Here is an 18937-nt window from a genome sequence, read left to right as displayed (position 1 = left end):
ATAAGAATGAACAGAAAAAAGCCACTCAAAAGAGTGGCTTTGAAACATAAATTAAGTACGGCGACGCCAACCAAGTAGCGCCAGTAACATTAATGCCCAATAAGAGACACTACCGCCACTGTCAGATTTTTTGAAATCGACACTCTTAACTGAAGCCACGACGGAAACATTGATGGATCCTTTGGTAGTACCACCCATGCCATCAGAAACAGTGTATTCCAACTGAACGTTCGCGACTTCATCATCTGGTGCTTGATATTCGACTTTACCGTTAAGGACTCTCGCAGAGCCGTCTCCAGACAAGTTATTTACACTTTGCAATATGAGTGTGTCTCCATTGAAATCCGAATCATTACTCAACACATCAATCACAATACTCTTACCCGCTTCAACACTGGCAGAGTCTGGTTGCGTCACCGGCGCAGTATTCTCAACTTCAACATCGACTGTTGCACTTGAAGACAATCCGCTTGGATCGGTGACCGTCACTTGGAACGTTAGAACCTCACCGGCTTTCGTACCTTGAACGACACTAAAACTTGCGTCTGCGCTGCTTGTATTCGTCAATGTTGCTGCCGTACCGGAGGTTTGTACCCACGTATATTCAAGCGTATCGCCATCTGGGTCCGTACTCGATGCCGCTGACAAGCTTACTTTGCCATCAACACTCATGCTGCTGGTATCAACGTCAATACTCGCGGTTGGCGCTTCATTTTGACCATTCACTGTCACTTGAACGGTGACTGATGCCGAGTTCAATGCACCATCAGAAGAAACAAGACGATATTGGAAACGATCAGTCCCTACAAAGCCCATTTGTGGTTGGTATTTATTCCCACTAATAGATCCATGTGTCGGTTGCTGCGTGTATTCAACATTAAATTGATAACCTGGAGCAACAAAGTCATTGTCCATTAAGTTCAGATCAACAGAAACATTCTTATCGGTTTCAATGATATCGGCTTTTGCTTCAACAAGGCTGTTTGTGTCGATATCAAATAAGGCGGCGAAAGGAATGAAAGAAAAGCTTTGTCTCGTTAAACCATTTGCGTAAATCGCGTTGCTGCGACCAGCCCACATCGTTGGTTGAGATTGCAATTCTGTCGCTAACGCACTTTCAAAATTGAAATTAGTTTCAAAACGCCCACCTTCAAGCTCAACGACTAGCAAGTGATGACCCGCACTTAGCTGACTAGGTTGATCAAAAAGAATACGTGAGGAACCTTGCAAAGAACCTTCTTGTAGCAACTGAGCTTCACTTTCCTCTAACCACAGGCTGTAAGTTTCTAAACCTGTTGATGGAAAACGCCACACCTTATAATTCATCGAATTCTCAAAGCTGTCTAACGTGGCGTAAACCTGAAGGCCATCAAGTTGCGATGCGGCTTTGAGGTCAATAGCAATGCCCAACGCATTATCCGTTCCCGACATCACATAGCCTTGATAGAACGAATTTTTCCAAGCCGATTTATTTGGCTCATTTGGCATCGTTAATGAGAAGGTCGCGCTACTGGCGTTACTCGTAATATTCGAAATAGTGACGTCAGTGTTGTATCCCGTAATACTACTCAAGCTAGGAATAGAGAAATCAGAGATAGCCGTAGCACCATTTGGGTACAAATCGCCACTGTCACTTGGGAATCCCCACTCAAGCTCACGCTCACCATCGGCTTGCAAGATTTGCACCTGCATATCGCCAGCACCATTGAAAGGATTCAAGATATTCACCGACGTAGCGAGAACACCTTCTCCTGCCAATGCACGGTCGTAATCAACATGGGTACGATTTTCAAGGTAAACGCGAGGGCCATGTTCTTTTAAGTAAGGATCAAGGTAAACCAGCTCTACCTCGCCATTCGATACCGAGGAAGATTCGTCCGTTTGGGCAATTTCTGGTACGACAAACCCAGCGGCATGCTTGCTCCACGCACTCATATTAACGGGAGTATCGCCAGCATAGCTGTCCCCTGGTTTCATCGCCCATGAACCAGCGCCCATCACTCCCCACTGACCAATAGAGGCCAAACCGTTGTAGGAGTATAGGTCCGGTAAACCAAGCATAAGATGACCGAGTTCGTGAACGATCACTCCCAATGTCGATTGGTGCGTCACTTGGAAATCAGCAAACACGCAATACTCTGTGATCGTTTTACCGTCGATGGTTACATCATCATGAGAGAATTTGTGCGGCCAAATTGATGGACGATCAAGATAGTCTGTCGAACGGTCACCACCAGCAAAAATAAACATCACTGACAGTTCTGTCGGGTCAATACGCCCGTTGTCATTGACATCGTATTGGGCCAAGTTTAAGTACGGGTCCAATTTTTGATAGGCCTCCGCAAAAACGGCCTTGGTCTTTACATCACACGCATCACCACCAAAACTGCTGTTACAATCTGGGTGGTTTTGGTTAACGCTAACACCGATCACACCATCATTTTCCGTCCCGTATGTTTCAACGGCTGGAACAACACGATATTGCCCTTTCGAGTTCTTGTCGTAGTAATCCACCACACTTTGACGATTTTCACCAAACACCAAAGGTTGGAAATCATGCACCATCGCTTGATCATTAAAGGACACTTCGACAACCAATAGTGGTTGCTGCTTAACACTCGCCCCACTCATCGCTTGAATTCCCTGAGCTTGGCGCATCATATTGGCGCGCGCTCTTGGTTCTATGCCTTTCAATGAAGACATCGACTGCTTGAGCAAGACGCTTGGGCGATTTTTTGCAATGGCAGGTGCAGTGGCTGCTTGTGTCTTTTCAACACCCGTTGAAACCAAAATAGGGCGATCGGATTTACGTTCAATTTGGGCGTAAAACCAAGTCTCACCCTGTTTGATCAGCGCATTACCTTGTTTATCTTCGTGCCAGTGAAAACTTGCGCTACCACGCAGAATCACATCACTAGAAGTACCATCGCTTAGGGCGACTACTCGCCAATTGGGGGAAGGAGGGGTGGTTGCCATGCTTTGACCAGATACGAAAGCGGCCAGCATGGTGAGTGCTAGTGTCTTGAACTTCAAACTACGGCTCCATGAGTTCGATGCGCGAATTACGCATTCCATACGCAAATAAAACAACAAGTTGTATATGAAAGAACTATGGGATAGTACAGAAATCGTTAAGGATTGAAATACTACTAATGCAAATAAATCGAAATTATTCTCATTTCTGCAGCGTATTTATAAAAAACGCGAGCGCAGTTAAACCGCCATACTCGCGTAATCGTTTGCTGATAACAGATCTATTACTAACCAGTTAAGACATTGTCTTCTGGGTATTTGATTAGCGTTGGTTCTGGACGCGCTAGCATATAAGCCAGCGTCAGTGGACCAATACGACCAATGATCATCACTACTATCATGATGTACTTGCCTGGTTCAGAAAGATCAGCCGTCAAACCAGCAGTTAATCCAACAGTCGCAAAAGCAGAAATCGTCTCGAACATCACCTTATCAAAGTCGGCTTTCTCGGTGAGCATGAGCAAAAACATTGCCGTCGTGAGAATAGCCCCGCTCACAACAATAATCGCAAGCGACTTAGTAACGGTTTGCCAATTGACGGTACGTTTGAAAATGACGACATGCTTTTTCTGACGAAGGAACGCCCATGTCGCCATAAACGCGACAGCAAAGGTAGACACCTTAATACCACCGCCAGTTGAGGTAGAACCCGCACCGATAAGCATCAATACAATCATCACCAGCAGAGCTGGTTGAGTAAATTGTGCTAGATCGACACTATTAAAACCCGCTGTACGTGCGCTGGCAGATTGGAAGAACGCCGCTAACCACTGCCCCGCCACAGGCAAAGATTCCATTGTGTTCGGATTGTGTCTTTCCAATAACCAGAACATGATGGTCCCAACGGCAAGCAATACGGGGGTCGCAATCAACATGATCTTGGTATGCAAGTGCAAAAAGTGAAAACCTTTTCGCCAATGCAACCACAAGTCACCAATAACAGTGAAACCCAAACCACCGAATATGAACAATGCCGCCAACGTAAAGATCACCACTGGGTCATTCACAAAGCTCATCATGCTATCTGAGAACAATGCAAATCCGGCGTTGTTGAACGCAGAGATAGAATGGAACAGTGCGTAGAACATCCCCGTTTGCCAACCCATTTCAGGCACCCAACGGAAAGAAAGGAAAATAAAACCTATCGTTTCTGCGATCAGGGCAAACACCACGATTTTCTTAACCAGCTTACGCAAGTTAACCTGACGGTCTTGTCCTAAGGCATCTTTTGCCAAGGCTTGTTGGCGCAAGCTAAGGCGAACACCAAACATATAAAGCAATACCGCAGATAACGTCATTTGCCCTAGCCCACCGATTTGCATCAAGCACATCAGCAAAATCTTACCGGCCAAGGTGAAGTGTTGCCCCGTATCAACGACCCCAAGCCCCGTCACACTGATGGCAGAAGTCGCAGTAAATAGCGCATCGGTAATCGACAGACCGGTCACCGAAAACATAGGTAAGGTTAGCAAAACAGCAGAAGGCAATAACACACCGAGAAAGCTCAGCAATATAATGCGCGGCTCGCCACCTTTCGCTTTATCTCGTATGCCGTCTTCTGCTTGAAAAAAAACACTCTGGTGAAATTGGCTCATAATGATTTCAGCTTGCTTGCTAATTTATCTTGAGGGCCGACAACAATAATAAGGTCACCAATTTCTAATGTCGTAGTGAGCTCGGGCGCTTTGATGATTTCGGGACCACGCTTAAAGCCCAGCACTTGAACACCTTCCACTTTGCACAAAGCCAGTTCGCCCAAAGTTTTGCCCATCCAACGAGAGCCAATGACAAACTCAGTCATTGCCAAGCCACTGCCCAGAGGGTGGAACTCCAACACACGCTTATCCAACATCTTACGTGCAACGCGGATACCCATGTCTCGCTCTGGCATGATCACGTGGTCTGCACCAATTTTTTGCAGTACGCGAGCTTGGAAGCGGTCGTTTGCCTTCACCCAAACGGATTTCACGCCGGCTTCCTTCGCGATCAAAGTGGCGAGGATGCTGGCATTAACATCAGCACCGATGGCGATCATGACCATGTCATAGTCATCGAGCTTAAGTTCGGTCACCGTCTCTTCATGAGTGCAGTTTGCAACAATGGCTTGGCTAACAAAACTCGCCGCTTCTTTTACACGATCTTCATTAACGTCTACCGCCAAAACTTGTGAGCCAGAATCTTGCAGTTCTTTACACACGGCTAAGCCGAAACGACCTAGACCAATTACAGCAAATTGCTTATCACCCGTTTTCATTTGTGCCTCATTTATGCGTTGAATAGCAAGCGCGAAAGTCTGCGCCTATTCCCTATCATCTGCAAACTAGACGACAGAAAATTGACAGAAGATTAACTGAAACATTCGCACAAAAACTTTTTAAAGCGTAGACGCAACTAGCGAGTTTTCCTACTTATTGTCAATTAAATCAGAACAATAGCTAACTGACTCACACTCATGCTATTCACACAGTTATCAATATATATTTTTGACAGATGCTTTATTTGTAAAGACTATCAATCCCGAAAATTATTTCGTGTTCTTTGCTTTTTGCACGTATAAAAACCAACCAAGTTGATCTTTTCATCAACAAATTAGCCATTTACTCTGACGTTTGTTATAGTGCGCGCCGACAAATTAGTTTGTACTCTAAGTAGTTTTGAGAGGGATGATGTCTACAACTAAGGATAAGTACAGTATTGATAATACTGACTACACGGTCGGCCAAGACAACGTTCAAAAGTGGGGATTTGATGTTCATAACCCTGTTTTTGGCACCAGCGCTGGCTTGATCATTATTTTTTTAATCGCACTTCTGCTCGTCGACCCAGCCACTGCAAAAGCAAGCCTTGATGGTGTCAAATGGCAGATCATAGGCAGCTTTGATGATCTCTTCATGTGGGCTGGCAATATCTTTTTAATCTTCTGTATTGGTTTGATCTTTTCTCCTTTTGGCAAGATCCGCATTGGCGGTGAGAACGCAAAGCCGGAACATTCCAACATTTCTTGGATTGCGATGTTGTTTGCTGCTGGCATGGGCATCGGTCTCATGTTTTGGGGCGTTGCCGAACCTGTCGCATACTTTACAGGTTGGTACGAGACTCCACTTGGCGTAACGCCATTTACAGAAGAAGCCAAACAAGTCGCACTTGGGGCAACCATGTTCCACTGGGGTCTGCACCCTTGGGCAATCTACGCCGTTGTTGCACTGTCTATGGCTTTCTTTGCCTTTAATAAAGGCCTACCACTTTCAATCCGTTCCGTCTTTTACCCACTGCTTGGTGATCGCACGTGGGGTTGGTTTGGCCATGTGATTGATGTTCTGGCCGTGCTCGCAACACTCTTTGGTCTAGCAACCTCGTTAGGTCTAGGCGCGCAGCAAGCTGCAAGCGGTATCGCGCATGTGATGGGCATTGAAAGTGGCATTGGAATGCAACTTGGGGTGATCGCTTTCGTTACTACACTTGCGGTTGTGTCGGTCATTCGAGGAATCGATGGCGGCGTAAAAGTGCTGAGCAACATCAACCTTACTATGGCTTTTGCTCTATTGGTCTTTGTTATCCTAGCGGGTCTTGCCGTCGCGTTGAGTACTATCCCGACTACGCTAATGGGTTACGTTGAGAACATTATTCCTCTTAGCAACCCGTATGGCCGAGAAGATGAAGCGTGGATGCACGGTTGGACGGTGTTCTACTGGGCTTGGTGGATTTCATGGTCACCATGTGTGGGTATGTTCATTGCACGAGTATCAAAAGGACGTACGGTTCGCGAATTCCTTACTGCTGTGATTTTAATTCCGACGCTCATAACGCTAATTTGGATGTCCGCATTTGGTGGCATTGCGATAGACCAAGTAATGAACAAAGTGGGAGAGCTTGGTACGAATGGGCTTACCGACCTAACACTGTCACTATTCTATGCTTATGAAGCAATGCCAATGAGCTCGATTTTGTCTGTCATTTCGATTGTTCTGATCATGGTGTTCTTTATTACCTCGTCAGACTCTGCATCACTGGTTGTCGATAGTATTACCGCTGGTGGTAAAGTGGATGCGCCAGTACCACAACGTATCTTCTGGGCAACCATAGAAGGTGCTATTGCGGCTGTTCTACTGTGGATTGGTGGTACAGAAGCAATTCAAGCCCTGCAAGCCGGTACGATTTCAACTGGTCTGCCATTCACCATCATTCTATTGGTTATGTGTGTCAGTCTGGTGATGGGTATGCGCACAGAACCTCAGTTCATTCAGCGACGTTTAGCGAAAGCGAACTAGACAGACAGAACCTGACCCCACCTAGCTTGAACAGGGTTGTAAAAAGCAAAGAAGCCGCATCGAAATGCGGCTTCTTTTTTTAGTTCTGCGTCTTTAACAAGGATTATTTTTAATCGCGCTTGTCAGCGTTGTCTCGACGAGGACGATCATTGTCTTGTGGTTTACGTTTGTTCTTTGGTACGTAGTTCAAGATAGAAATTGGCACAGGCTTTCTTGGTGTGAAACCTTCGATTTCCAAACGTTCAAGCAAGTGACCCAGACGGCTTTCAATCATGCATAGGTTTTTGAAGTCATCTTTTGATACCAGTGAAATCGCTTCACCTTGTGCACCAGCACGGCCAGTACGACCAATACGGTGAACGTATTCATCCGCTGGGAATGGCAAGTCGTAGTTAATAACAACAGGTAGGTTGTCGATATCAATACCACGCGCCGCAACACCCGTTGCCACTAAGTACTGGATTTCACCCGCTTTAAACTGCTCAATCAACTCTTGGCGAACGCGTTGGTTACGACCACTGTGGAACGCCTCTGCCACGATACCACGCTTCTCTAGTTGAGAAACCAACTTCGCCGCGCCGTGTTTTGTCTCGATAAACACCAACACTTGCGACCAGTCGTTTTCCGTCAGCATATGGCTCAGTAGTGACGACTTCATGTCTTTATCGACGGTAGTGATCCACTGCTTGATGTTCGACTTAGATGCGCTGTGCTTCGCAATGGTGATCTCTTCAGGGTCAACGATAGCGTTTTTCGCCAAGTCACGAACTGGGTTTGATAGCGTCGCTGAGAACAACAAGCTTTGAATGTCTTCTGGCATGCAATCGACGATCTTATCAATCGAATCGATAAAGCCCATATCCAACATCTTATCGGCTTCATCCAGAACCAGCATTTCCACTTCATCAAAGTGAATGGCACGTTGGCCGTAAAGGTCAATCAAACGGCCTGGCGTGCTTACGACAATATCCACGCCTTCAATCAGCGCTTGTTTCTGTGGCGCATAATCCACACCACCAAACATCGCCATAGAACGAAGCGATAAGTTTTTGCCGTATGCCTCGATGCTCTGGTGTACTTGAAGTGCTAACTCACGTGTCGGGGTCAAAATGATCGCACGAGCGCGCTTCTTACGCTGAGTTTCCCCTTTGCTGAGTTTTTCTAAGATTGGTAGTACAAAGCCAGCAGTCTTACCGGTACCAGTTTGTGCTGCGGCAATCAAATTGCTGCCACGCAAAACAATCGGAATGGCTTTTTGTTGGATAGAAGTCGGTTTTTCATAACCCAGCGCCTTCACTGCATCAGTGATAGGTGCGCTTAAACCAAGCTTAGAAAATGGCATAGAAAAGTCTCAACAGAGGAAATGGGCGCGTAGTGTATCAGAATCCGAACTAAGTAACAGAATCATTCATACCTGAACAAGCCGGAGACGATAAGCAAATTCTATCCTTTTAATAAGGCATCTGATTGTTACAGCGTGATGATTTATTGACCACCTCACATTTCTTCCCCTTGAACCTCGTTATGCTGCAAGAGTGTGCATCACTGGAAAACTTCATGGATATTTTATTACTGGTTGGATTAATCGCGCTTAATGGTGTTTTTGCCATGTCTGAGATAGCGTTAGTCACAGCCAAAAGCGGCCGACTGAAAAAGTTTGCCCAACACAGCGCTTCTGCCCGCCTCGCTCTGCAATTAAAAAACAACCCAACGCAATTCCTCTCCACAATCCAAATCGGCATCACCGTGATTGGTATCCTCAGCGGTATTTTTGGTGAAGCCACCCTTTCAGTTCCCTTTGAGCATTGGCTTGTCGCACAAGGCCTAGAACGAGAGGTCGCCACCATCCTTGCCACCGCTATTGTCGTCGTCATGATCACCTACTTTGCAATCGTAGTGGGTGAGCTAGTTCCGAAACGCTTCGCTCAAAACAACGCAGAGCGTATTGCTGTTCTTGTGGCCTACCCTATTCATTGGTTGGCCAAGTTAACGACTCCGTTTGTCATGTTACTGACGCTATCGACAGAATCTTTACTGAGATTGCTACGCCAAAACCACACCGGTGAAATCGTAACAGAAGAAGATATATTTGCTGTGGTCAGTGAAGGTTCTGAATGTGGTGCAATCGAGCCTCAGGAACAGCTGATGATCCGTAACCTTCTGCACTTGAATGACCGCTTGGCGCTCTCTTTAATGACACCACGCTGTGACATTCACTATCTCGATCTGGATTTACCACTCGATGCAATACTGAAGAATTTACGTCAAACTCAGCATTCCGTTTGGCCGGTATGTAAAGGCGGCTTGGATAACATCATTGGGACCATTTCTTCTAAAGCGTTGCTCGATGAGTATGACGAGCTATCAATATCGCGGTTAGCAAAATTACTCAAACGTTCACGTTTTGTTCCTGAGTCCATGAAAGGGCTACCGTTGCTCAACTACATGCAGCAAACCAGCACCGAAATGGTCTTTATCGTTGACGAATATGGCGACGTGCAGGGCCTAGTGACACACTACGATTTGCTCAAATCTATCGCTGGTGAGTTAGGCATGGCACCGCAACAAATCTGGGCGAAAAAGCAGAAAGACGGCAGTTGGATAATGGACGCCTTGATTCCGATGAATGAGCTGAAATACAAACTTGAGCTCAGCAGCGTTGAGGGAGAAGAAAGCGAGGGCTTCCAAACCTTAAATGGTTTTCTGACTTGGTTAATTGGCCGCGTGCCTGCTCAAGGAGAAACCGTTGAATATCAACAGTGGCAATTTGACGTGTTGCAGGTCAAGAGCAATCGGATCACACAAGTTAAAGTAACGGAAATGGTGAGATAATTCGAAGCTGAGCAATAAGGCTAATTACGAATTTACGAGTGTTTGACTCAAACAAAAAACAGCCTCTCGATAGAGGCTGTTTTGCTAAATGAGATTCACGATCTTCGTTTCGATTAGAACAAGTACGTTGCGCTTACATACGCACTACGGCCTTTTTCAGAGTAGCCGTAGTAATCGTCTTCATCGTCCAACTCGACATCAAAAATGTTGTTTAAACCCGCTTTAAGGTTCAACTGTTGGAAATCGTAACCCACACCAAGACCGACTAGCGTGTAACCATCCACCGTTTTGTTTTCACGGCTTAGGTTCGTGATCACTTGTTCACCGATGTAATTCACACGAGCAAACGTTGTGAATGAATCAAACACTTCCCAATTGACGTCCAGGTTCGCTAGATGCTCAGGTGTTTGCATGAGCGTATCACCTGTACTCTTGTCTTTAGCGTCCGTGTAAGTGTAGTTACCTTTCAGGTTGATGCTGTCTGTAATGTCATACCAACCTTCAAGCTCAATACCTTTGATCTCCGCTTTACCGATGTTTTGGTAAGTGAAGATTGGCATAGGGCCATCCATACCAACAACCTTGGTTAGGTCACGTTCGATCTTGTTCTTCAAGTCCGTGTAGTAGTACATCAGACCTACGCCCATTGATGTTGATTCGTACGCAAGACCTGCTTCGTAGCTTTCTGATTCTTCCGGTTTAAGATCATCATTACCCGTTAACCAACAACGGTTACCACAACTGATTACGCGAACTTGGTCGCTGCTTTCCATCATGCCAGGAGCTCGGAAGCCACCACCAGCACCGCCTTTCAAAACAAACTCATCGGTGATGCTGTAAACGGCATAAGCACGCGGGCTAAAGTGACTGCCATAGACCTCATGAAAATCTTGACGGCCACCCAATGTCAGCGCCAGTTTGTCGAGATCAAATTCACCTTGAACAAATACCGCACCTTGGTAGTTATCGATATCACCAGATGGAACATCACGGCTGTTTTTCAGCTCAGAAGTACGGTATTCACCACCGAATACCCACTCATGCGAATCTCGCCACAAACCAGAAAGTTTGAAATCGAGAGTATTATTTTGTAAGTCGACATCCGCAGCGCCGTTAGTGTAAGCCGTACTTGCATCGTCAAGTTGCATGCTCTCACCGTAGAGACGTACTTGTGAATCTACCGTGTCCCAAGCGCCTTCATGCGTTAAACCGTAGTTCCAGCGCGTCGAGTCTTGTGTGTTCGTTTGAGGGCCTGAACGAGGGTGAACCCAATCTGCTTCACGCTCATCTTTGGTGTAGATAACATCCGCAATCAAACGCTGTTCTTCGGTTAATTGCCATGCGAGCTCACCAAACACATTGGTCGTGTCTTTCTGCTCTAGCGCATCAAAATTAGGATTTGTGTCTGTGCGCCAAGGGTCACGTGTAGAGCTTTCAACAATGATGCTGCCCTCTACATTTTGCGTCAGTTCGCCGCTCGCGTAAGCATGACCTTTCAGACCATCACCACCGTCACCTTCAAGAATGCTCTCGTATTCAAGACCAACCGAGCCGGATAACTCTTCCGTTGGTGATTTCAAGATCACGTTCACCACACCACCCATGGCCTCAGAACCATAAAGGGAAGAAACCGGGCCACGAACCACTTCAATACGCTGAATCGCCGTTAAAGGGATACTCGATAGGTCAAAGTCATTACCTCGAATAAGCGCATCTTGTGAGTTAATTCGACGACCATTGATCAAGATTAGCGTGTGCTTGGAATCCAAACTACGAATACGGATAGTATTACGACCATAAGCGGTGCTGCTCAAAACACTCACACCCGTCGCACTACGAATCGCTTCTGAGATATCTTTCACTGGCATCTTTGAGATGTCTTCTGCGGTGATAACCGAAACAGAAGCTGGTGCGGTCAATTCTGAGTGTTGGGTAAGGGTTGCAGTAACAACCATACGTTCCATTTCCAACACTTCATCTTGATCATCAGCAACAGCATAACCACTTAGCGCCGTCAAAAGTGCTCCTGCGAGCATAGAAGGCATAAATGTGGGCTTTTTAACTAAACTTTTCACTGCATATCCTTATATCTATTTTATAAATAAATTGAGCTCGCAAACTCTAATAAACGAATGTATAAATGACAATTATTATTACTCGCATTAGCATTTACATTTGAGCTGTATTGTATTTTTGAACTGCAACAGGTTGAAAAGTGACACTATTGAAAAACGACAAGCTAGTTAACATTCTTGCCCCTCTCTGTCTTCACTTAGAAAGTGCCAGTCCAACGGTTCACATCGTGAAAGCCACACCCGATATGTACGATAAAGTGGGCCTTCTCGAGGAAGAGCAACAAATTCATAAAGCCGTTAAAAAGCGTCAACGAGAATTCCGAGCCGGACGTCAATCCGCTCGAGAAGCCATAAAGCGATTGGTATCAAACGATTCTGAATTAGCTCAGGTACCCATTCTTTCAGGCAAAGCTAGAGAGCCCTTATTCCCGAGCCTCATCAGCGGCAGCATCAGTCACACCGACAGCCTATGCCTCGCAGCGTGTGCGTTAAAAAGTGAAGTACCGAGTTTGGGTATTGATGTGGAAAACAATACCCCTCTCGCCTCGCACCTTTTTTCTAGCATCTACACCCAGAGCGAAAAGGCATTAATGGAGACGTCCAACACCCTCCCAGATACACTGATATTCAGCATTAAAGAGAGCCTGTTTAAATGTCTCTACCCGTTTGTTCAGGTGTACTTCGACTTTCTAGATGCACAAATCACCCTGCAGCCGGACGCTGAAAACACCGGTCAATTTCACTTCGAACTGATTGGAGAGAATCGAACTTTATTGCAGGCTAACTTGCCGAATCTCTCCTTTCATGGCCGCTATTGCTTTACCGAGCAATACGTTTTCTCGTTGTGCTTTTTTTCCTCATGAATGTGTCATTATTTTTGTTCAATAACCTTTTTGATCACCATTTGTTGTCGAGCATTAACCAGCGGCAACCGTTGTTCTAAAAGCGCTTTCCACATTGGTGGTACTGTGACGCCCTTGGCATCGAACTGACGCGTTTGTGGACCTAAATACCAATAGGCATCCACCAGCTGCTCAAGGGAAGTAAACGCGTAAGGGTTCACCGGTGGCTTTTTCGGAATAATGTCGAGAAACGATTTCTTTTTAAGATGATGCTGCGTCGTTGTATAAATACCCCGCTCAGTGCAGCCCCATTCACTTGGTAAAATGTGTGGCCAAACTGATACATATTGTTCGCCAAACTTCTGTTTCGCTAGGTCACCAAAAGTTTTATGTTTGGACATGAACCCTAAGGTTGGGGAACGCTTAAGAATGTGTCTTGCTCCAACAAGCACCACCACACTCTGTGCCTGTTTCTGTTGCAGCTTTTCAACGCCGTCCACTAAGGCTTGGTCACGTTGAGCATTCAACTTACTCAGTTCAGAAGGATGTTGAATGGCTTGCCAATTGAACGACGGCTCCGTCAGCACGACTTTGATCGGCACGTTGCGCTCAGCATTCGCTGCTCGCAATCGATGAAAAAATTGGCCGTAACACGGATGCATCCATGCAGGAAAGGCGATTGAATCTAACCATACGGCAGACAATTCAGTGTCGGTGACCGCCTCTCCCAATAAGTAGTTGTTAAGCAGCGCTTGATGCTTAGCGTTACCAAACTCGATGAACAAATGCGTGAATGCCCCATCCAATTGAGGATCGAGCAACACCTCGGTCATTTGCTCAAATAAATCGGCATACCAATGTGCCTCGCCAAGCGCCAAAATAGCGCCTGATTCCAACTTATTTTTGAAGAAAGTCAGAGGGGAAATCATCCCCTCCAACATCGCACTTGGCTTAAATTGAGCTGTCGAATCAAACATCGAAATTCTCTCTCAACTCTTTCACCATATGCGTACCGATTTCACGCAGCATATCTGGGCGCATCATGTCACGGTGAATACAGGCCACATCAATCACTTTCAAGTCACCGTCCATGTATTTGAACCATCCATTGCGATCCAAAAAGGCCTCTTCTGGTGGCTTCTCAGCATTAAAGAACAGCACATCGCCTTGATATTGATAGTCAATGGCATCACGGACACGTTGGTTGTTGTTGATTACGACGTCGATCATCGCCGTGATAGTTTCAGTACTTAAGTGCGCCATAGACGAGCCCGCATCCTGTAAGATATCGATCACTTCTGGCTTCGTAATACTGGAATGCGCGGCTTCATCAAACTCAACGCCGGCCATACGAATCAGTGCGCCGAGCGCTTGCTCTTCTCCTGGTGGATGGATGGTTTGCCACTGCTCTGCAGGGTAAGAATCTAACAGCGTAACCAAACCAACTTCTTGGCCTTGTTCTTGTAAGATGCCCGCCATTAGGTGAACAATCATGCCACCAATTGACCAGCCCAGAAGATGATAAGGACCAAAAGGTTGCTCTTCACGAATCGCGGCAACGTAGTCTTCTGCCATTTCTTTCATGCTCTTTGGCAATGGCGCAGAAGGGTCACCCAGATTACGAGCTTGCACGCCATAGAGAGGAACATTGGATGGAATGATCGGCGTTAAAGCCGCGTAGCACCAACTTAAGCCACCCGCAGGGTGTACACAGAAAATGGCCGCTTTCCCTTCACGTTTACGCAGTGGTAATAACATGTTCAGGGCATCATCACTTTCACTGCCATTCAACTTGGCGGCAATCCCAGAGACAGTCGGCGATTCAAATACGGCTGCCAATGACAGTTCAATTCCCATGATTTCTTTCACATGAGCAATCAACTGTGCGGCAAGCAAAGAGTGACCACCTAGTTCAAAGAAGTTGTCGTCAACGCCTACCGCAGGTAAATCAAGCAGTTGGCAGAACAGCTTACACAAACGTTCTTCAACAAGGTTGCTTGGCCCTTTTGTACCGACCTGACCAGACAAATCTGGCTTCGGCAACGCGTTGCGATCCAGCTTACCGTTTGGCGTTAACGGGAAAGTATCCAACGTCACAAAGTAACTTGGAACCATGTACTCTGGCAGCGGTTCGGCAAGGAATCGCTGCAGCAAGTTGCTATCAACACCCTGTTCTGGATCTTCTGCCGTAACATACGCTACGAGGCGTTTGTCACCATCGGCATATTCCTGCGCCAATACCGCAACTTGCGCGACACTTGGGTGATTTGCTAAGGCGTTTTCAATTTCTTCAAGCTCAATACGGAAACCTCGAATCTTGACCTGAAAATCACTACGCCCACAGTATTCAATCGCCCCGTCTTTTCGCCAACGAGCCAAATCACCAGATAAGTACATTCGGCTGCCTTTTGGTCCGAATGGGCTTTCAATGAAACGCTCTGCGGTCAGTTCTGGCTGGCCGTGATAACCCAACGCTAATTGTCGACCCGCAATATAAAGATGACCGACGACACCCGGCGGTACTGGATTTAATGCATCATCCAAAATGTAAATTTGGGTGTTCCACACAGGGCGGCCTATTGGTGTCGAATTACCTTGCGCATTCGCCTCACTTGGCCAATAAGTCACATCAACAGCCGCTTCTGTCGGACCGTACAAGTTGTGCAATGGCGCACTAAAGTCTTGGTAATAATGATTCACCAATTCCATCGGTAGCGCTTCACCACTACAAAAAACTTGGCGTAAACTCTGGCACAAATTGGCATCGGCTTGTTGGACGAAGATTTGCAGCATTGAAGGCACAAAGTGCAAGGTCGTGATTTTCTCTCGATGGATAAGATCTTGCAGATAAATAGGATCTTTATGCCCCTCCGGTTTTGCGACCACCAAGCATGAACCGACGATCATTGGCCAGAAAAATTCCCAAATAGAGACATCAAAACCTGCAGGCGTTTTTTGTAATACTCGGTCTTTGGCATCAATTGGGTATTGGTCGTGCATCCAAAGTAGTCGGTTGACGATAGCATCGTGAGTAACCACAACACCTTTTGGTTTGCCCGTAGAACCAGAGGTATAAATCATGTAAGCCGGAGAGTGAGGTTCCGGACGCACTTGTGGTGGTAATGCCTCAACCACCTTATAAATAGTTGGCAACGTCGCGTCATCAACCAACTTCACCTCCACACCTTGCGGCAATTTGCTTTGTAGCTCGGTCGTCGAGAATACAAACTTCGGTGCAGAAGATTCCAACATGTAGTGGATTCGGCCTTCTGGGTAATCTGGATCGATCGGTACGTAAACCGCACCAGCAGCAAGAATCGCCTGTTGTACAACAATCAGTTCTTCACTTCTTGGGATGCAAACCGCAATGCGATCTCCCAGCTCAACCCCTTGCGCGGTTAACCAGTTAGTCAAGGAGTACACTTTTTTCGCTAACTGCTCATAGCTGAGCTTTTGTCCTTCAAAAATGAGGGCGGGAGCATGAGGCGTCAGAATACGTTGCCTTGCCAACAAGGCAGCTAGGGTCGTTTCTGGCACCTCGTGGTCAGTATCATTCCAAGTTTCGATGACCTTTTCTTTCTCCCCAGAGAGAAGAATATTCACGTCACTGATTTGGCATAACGATGGATCTTGAGCTTGCGCGCTTGCAAAAAAGTCGCTCATAAAGTGGAACAAGCGCTGCTGGTGCTCTTTAATGTCTTGGCCAGAATACAGCTCTGGATTGGCATCCATATCTATGTGAAGTTGACCGTCAAGCTCATAACAATAGAAGGAAATATCATCCACGGGCCCCGCTGACAGGTTATGTGCTTTCGAAGCCAACTCGCCAAATTTATGTTCATACTCAAACGGCATGATATTGACCAAAGGGCCAAATAGATTGCGGTTGTCTTTTACTAGATTCAATTCGCGGTGCAGTTCTTCATAGCGGTACCCTTGGTGACGACGAACAGATGAGAATTCTTGGTTTACCTGCTTAACTAGCGTTTTGATGTCCGTACCTTGAGTAAAACTCACTCGCACTGGCAAGATATTCACTCGCATCGCCGGCGTTTGAATTGCCACTGAACCTAAGCGCCCCATCAACGGCACACCAAGCACCACCTCGTTGGAACGCGTCATACGATGAACATACGCAGCAATGGAAGCGATCAGCACACTGTACCAGTGCGTTCGGCATTGCTTCGCCAACGATTCCATATGCTGGAAGTCTTCTACTGGCATCGCGCCTTTCAAGCGTAAGAAGTGATCAGATGTCACTGTCGGTTTACCCGCTAAGTTAACCGTATCAGAGTGGTCGGCATAACGTTGTAAGTAGAAGGTACGGTCTTTTTGGTATTTTTCCGACGCTTTATAGTCGTTGTCTTCTTTAAGCAACGCGTGTTGATCCACCAATTGGATCTCGTCAAACTGCTCTCCCTTCGTAAGTTGGCCATAGATATGAGCAATACGCGAAGCGATCAACGACATGCTGTAGCCATCAATAGCAATGTGGTGAAGTGACAGGAACCAAACAAACTTATCTTCTGCAAGCTTAAGCAGCGCCATAATAAACAGTGGGCCTTGCTCCAAATCAACGGGCTGCTTCAACTCTTTCTTCATCCAATCGACTGCAGACTCGAGTGGCACATCATGTTGCGAGAAGTCGATTCGCTCTACCTGCCAGTTTTGTCTATCAATCACCATGCGAGGGCCTTCGGTGGTAGTGACAAACTTCGCGTGTAACGAGTCAACTTCATCAATGGCGGTTTTTACCGCTTCAACAAAACAAGGCTCATCCACCTTGCCATCAATCACTAAGTATTCGCCAGTCTTGTAAATTGGATTATCCGGGTCGCGCAACTGAGCAAACCAAATCCCTGCTTGGGCATCCGTAAGCGGCAGCAATTGCTCCGCTGTATAAGGTAAATCGTACATGTCCATTCCTTTGTTACTCTTCCTCGTAGGCTGTTAAGTCAGCTTCTTCTCAATCAGTTGCCACCAATCTTGCACACTGGGCTTGGCGGCAAGTTCCATAAAACTCACGTCTAGACCAGCTTGCTGCCAGTCACCGACCAGTGACATCATACGAACCGAATCTAAACCGAAATCCAGCAGGCTATCTTCCGGCGTCATTTCATCGACTGGCACTTCTAGCAATGCCGCTAACTGCTGAGTTAAATGTTGCTGAGATTGAGGAATGGAAAAGTCATCACCGACAAATTCATCTGCACTGCTGATTTGAGATAGCAATTGCTGCTTATCCAACACATAGCCACAGCGACCTGCGACATAATTGAGAGCCATTTCATGATCGTTCGCTGAGAAATCTGCGACAGCATCAGAAACCATAAAAGCTTTAATATCGGTCATGAACGCTTCGGCAGCGGTTTGCAAACAACCAATGTGGGCATAAATACCTACGATGATCAGCTGGTCACGACCCGTTTCATCCATCATGGATTTAAGCGGAGTACGCTGAAACGCACTGTAACGCCACTTGGTGTAAACAATGTCTTGTTCAGAAGGCGCAAGCGCAGGGAAAATACGCGTAATATCATCATCCGCTTTCAGACCTGGTCCCCAAAAGTCCGTTAGTAAGGCACGGTCTTCTTGGCGTTGGTCACCCGGTTGAGCGGTGTAAACCACAGGGATACCCGCATCGATACACGCTTGTTTAATTTGCTTAATATGATGAGTGAGCGTTTGGATCATCTCACTATCGACATCATAGAAATTGAGAAAATACTGCTGCATATCGTGAATCAATAACACAGCGCGCTTTGGCTCTACAGACCAATTTACGCGGTTTTCTGGCATCGGCTTAGATAGTGAATAACCAGAGATAGATGGAATGGCCATGGGGCTAATCTCCAAAATTTTATTTATACACACAACACCGTTGATA

11 protein-coding genes are annotated in these 18937 nt (G+C 46.4%); 3 read left to right on the top strand and 8 right to left on the bottom strand.

The genetic code is table 11. The features are described 5' to 3' along the window. Positions 1-51: 51 nt before the first annotated feature. The 3 genes from VJL_RS16110 to VJL_RS16100 form a co-directional block, all read right to left on the bottom strand. Complete coding sequence (locus VJL_RS16110; RefSeq protein WP_038879397.1) at positions 52-3033, bottom strand: M6 family metalloprotease domain-containing protein; 2982 nt, start codon at positions 3031-3033, stop codon at positions 52-54. 227 nt (positions 3034-3260) lie between these two features. Continuing rightward, entirely contained in the window at positions 3261-4628 is a 1368-nt protein-coding gene (locus VJL_RS16105) for a TrkH family potassium uptake protein (protein WP_038879394.1), read from the bottom strand. Further along, a complete protein-coding gene (locus VJL_RS16100; protein WP_038865576.1) occupies positions 4625-5287 on the bottom strand; it encodes a potassium channel family protein in 663 nt (220 codons plus the stop codon). Before VJL_RS16100 ends, VJL_RS16105 begins: the two co-directional genes overlap by 4 nt. 412 nt (positions 5288-5699) lie before the next feature. Between VJL_RS16100 and VJL_RS16095 the strand changes: the two genes are divergently transcribed. Further along, positions 5700-7301 carry a BCCT family transporter gene (locus VJL_RS16095; RefSeq protein WP_038865577.1) on the top strand — a complete coding sequence of 534 codons (1602 nt, stop codon included), beginning with the start codon at positions 5700-5702 and terminating at the stop codon, positions 7299-7301. A gap of 109 nt (positions 7302-7410) precedes the next feature. On the opposite strand, the gene VJL_RS16090 is transcribed toward VJL_RS16095, so the two are convergent. Further along, a complete protein-coding gene (locus tag VJL_RS16090; RefSeq protein WP_038879391.1) occupies positions 7411-8643 on the bottom strand; it encodes a DEAD/DEAH box helicase in 1233 nt (410 codons plus the stop codon). Positions 8644-8825: 182 nt separating this feature from the next. On the opposite strand from VJL_RS16090, the gene VJL_RS16085 reads away from it, so the two are divergent. Beyond that, positions 8826-10133 (top strand): hemolysin family protein, encoded by a 1308-nt coding sequence (locus VJL_RS16085; RefSeq protein ID WP_038879388.1) that lies wholly within the window; start codon positions 8826-8828, stop codon positions 10131-10133. 113 nt (positions 10134-10246) lie between these two features. On the opposite strand, the gene VJL_RS16080 is transcribed toward VJL_RS16085, so the two are convergent. Further along, positions 10247-12208 (bottom strand): TonB-dependent receptor domain-containing protein, encoded by a 1962-nt coding sequence (locus tag VJL_RS16080; protein ID WP_038879386.1) that lies wholly within the window; start codon positions 12206-12208, stop codon positions 10247-10249. 149 nt (positions 12209-12357) lie between these two features. On the opposite strand from VJL_RS16080, the gene VJL_RS16075 reads away from it, so the two are divergent. After that, complete coding sequence (locus VJL_RS16075; RefSeq protein ID WP_239032696.1) at positions 12358-13071, top strand: 4'-phosphopantetheinyl transferase family protein; 714 nt, start codon at positions 12358-12360, stop codon at positions 13069-13071. Positions 13072-13079: 8 nt separating this feature from the next. On the opposite strand, the gene VJL_RS16070 is transcribed toward VJL_RS16075, so the two are convergent. Genes VJL_RS16070 through VJL_RS16060 form a run of 3 tightly spaced genes read right to left on the bottom strand, consistent with a single transcriptional unit; the run spans position 13080 to position 18891 of the window. Continuing rightward, positions 13080-14027: a hypothetical protein gene (locus VJL_RS16070; protein WP_038879383.1), complete on the bottom strand. Its 948-nt coding sequence runs from the start codon at positions 14025-14027 to the stop codon at positions 13080-13082. Beyond that, positions 14020-17967 carry an enterobactin synthase subunit F gene (locus VJL_RS16065; RefSeq protein WP_038879380.1) on the bottom strand — a complete coding sequence of 1316 codons (3948 nt, stop codon included), beginning with the start codon at positions 17965-17967 and terminating at the stop codon, positions 14020-14022. Before VJL_RS16065 ends, VJL_RS16070 begins: the two co-directional genes overlap by 8 nt. A 33-nt stretch (positions 17968-18000) precedes the next feature. After that, positions 18001-18891 carry an isochorismatase gene (locus VJL_RS16060; RefSeq protein WP_038865588.1) on the bottom strand — a complete coding sequence of 297 codons (891 nt, stop codon included), beginning with the start codon at positions 18889-18891 and terminating at the stop codon, positions 18001-18003. Positions 18892-18937: the final 46 nt, after the last annotated feature.

This window comes from Vibrio jasicida CAIM 1864 = LMG 25398 (assembly GCF_000400365.1).
Classification (GTDB): Bacteria; Pseudomonadota; Gammaproteobacteria; order Enterobacterales; family Vibrionaceae; genus Vibrio; species Vibrio jasicida.
Note: the sequence above shows the minus strand (reverse complement) of the source record. Positions and strands in the feature narration are given on the sequence as shown.

Excerpts from the sequence above, each read along its gene's own strand:
- VJL_RS16085 (WP_038879388.1), top strand. The coding sequence starts at position 8,826 with ATGCTGCAAGAGTGTGCATCACTGGAAAACTTCATGGATATTTTATTA.
- VJL_RS16090 (WP_038879391.1), bottom strand. The coding sequence starts at position 8,643 with ATGCCATTTTCTAAGCTTGGTTTAAGCGCACCTATCACTGATGCAGTG.
- VJL_RS16105 (WP_038879394.1), bottom strand. The coding sequence starts at position 4,628 with ATGAGCCAATTTCACCAGAGTGTTTTTTTTCAAGCAGAAGACGGCATA.
- VJL_RS16100 (WP_038865576.1), bottom strand. The coding sequence starts at position 5,287 with ATGAAAACGGGTGATAAGCAATTTGCTGTAATTGGTCTAGGTCGTTTC.
- VJL_RS16065 (WP_038879380.1), bottom strand. The coding sequence starts at position 17,967 with ATGTACGATTTACCTTATACAGCGGAGCAATTGCTGCCGCTTACGGAT.
- VJL_RS16060 (WP_038865588.1), bottom strand. The coding sequence starts at position 18,891 with ATGGCCATTCCATCTATCTCTGGTTATTCACTATCTAAGCCGATGCCA.
- VJL_RS16095 (WP_038865577.1), top strand. The coding sequence starts at position 5,700 with ATGTCTACAACTAAGGATAAGTACAGTATTGATAATACTGACTACACG.
- VJL_RS16070 (WP_038879383.1), bottom strand. The coding sequence starts at position 14,027 with ATGTTTGATTCGACAGCTCAATTTAAGCCAAGTGCGATGTTGGAGGGG.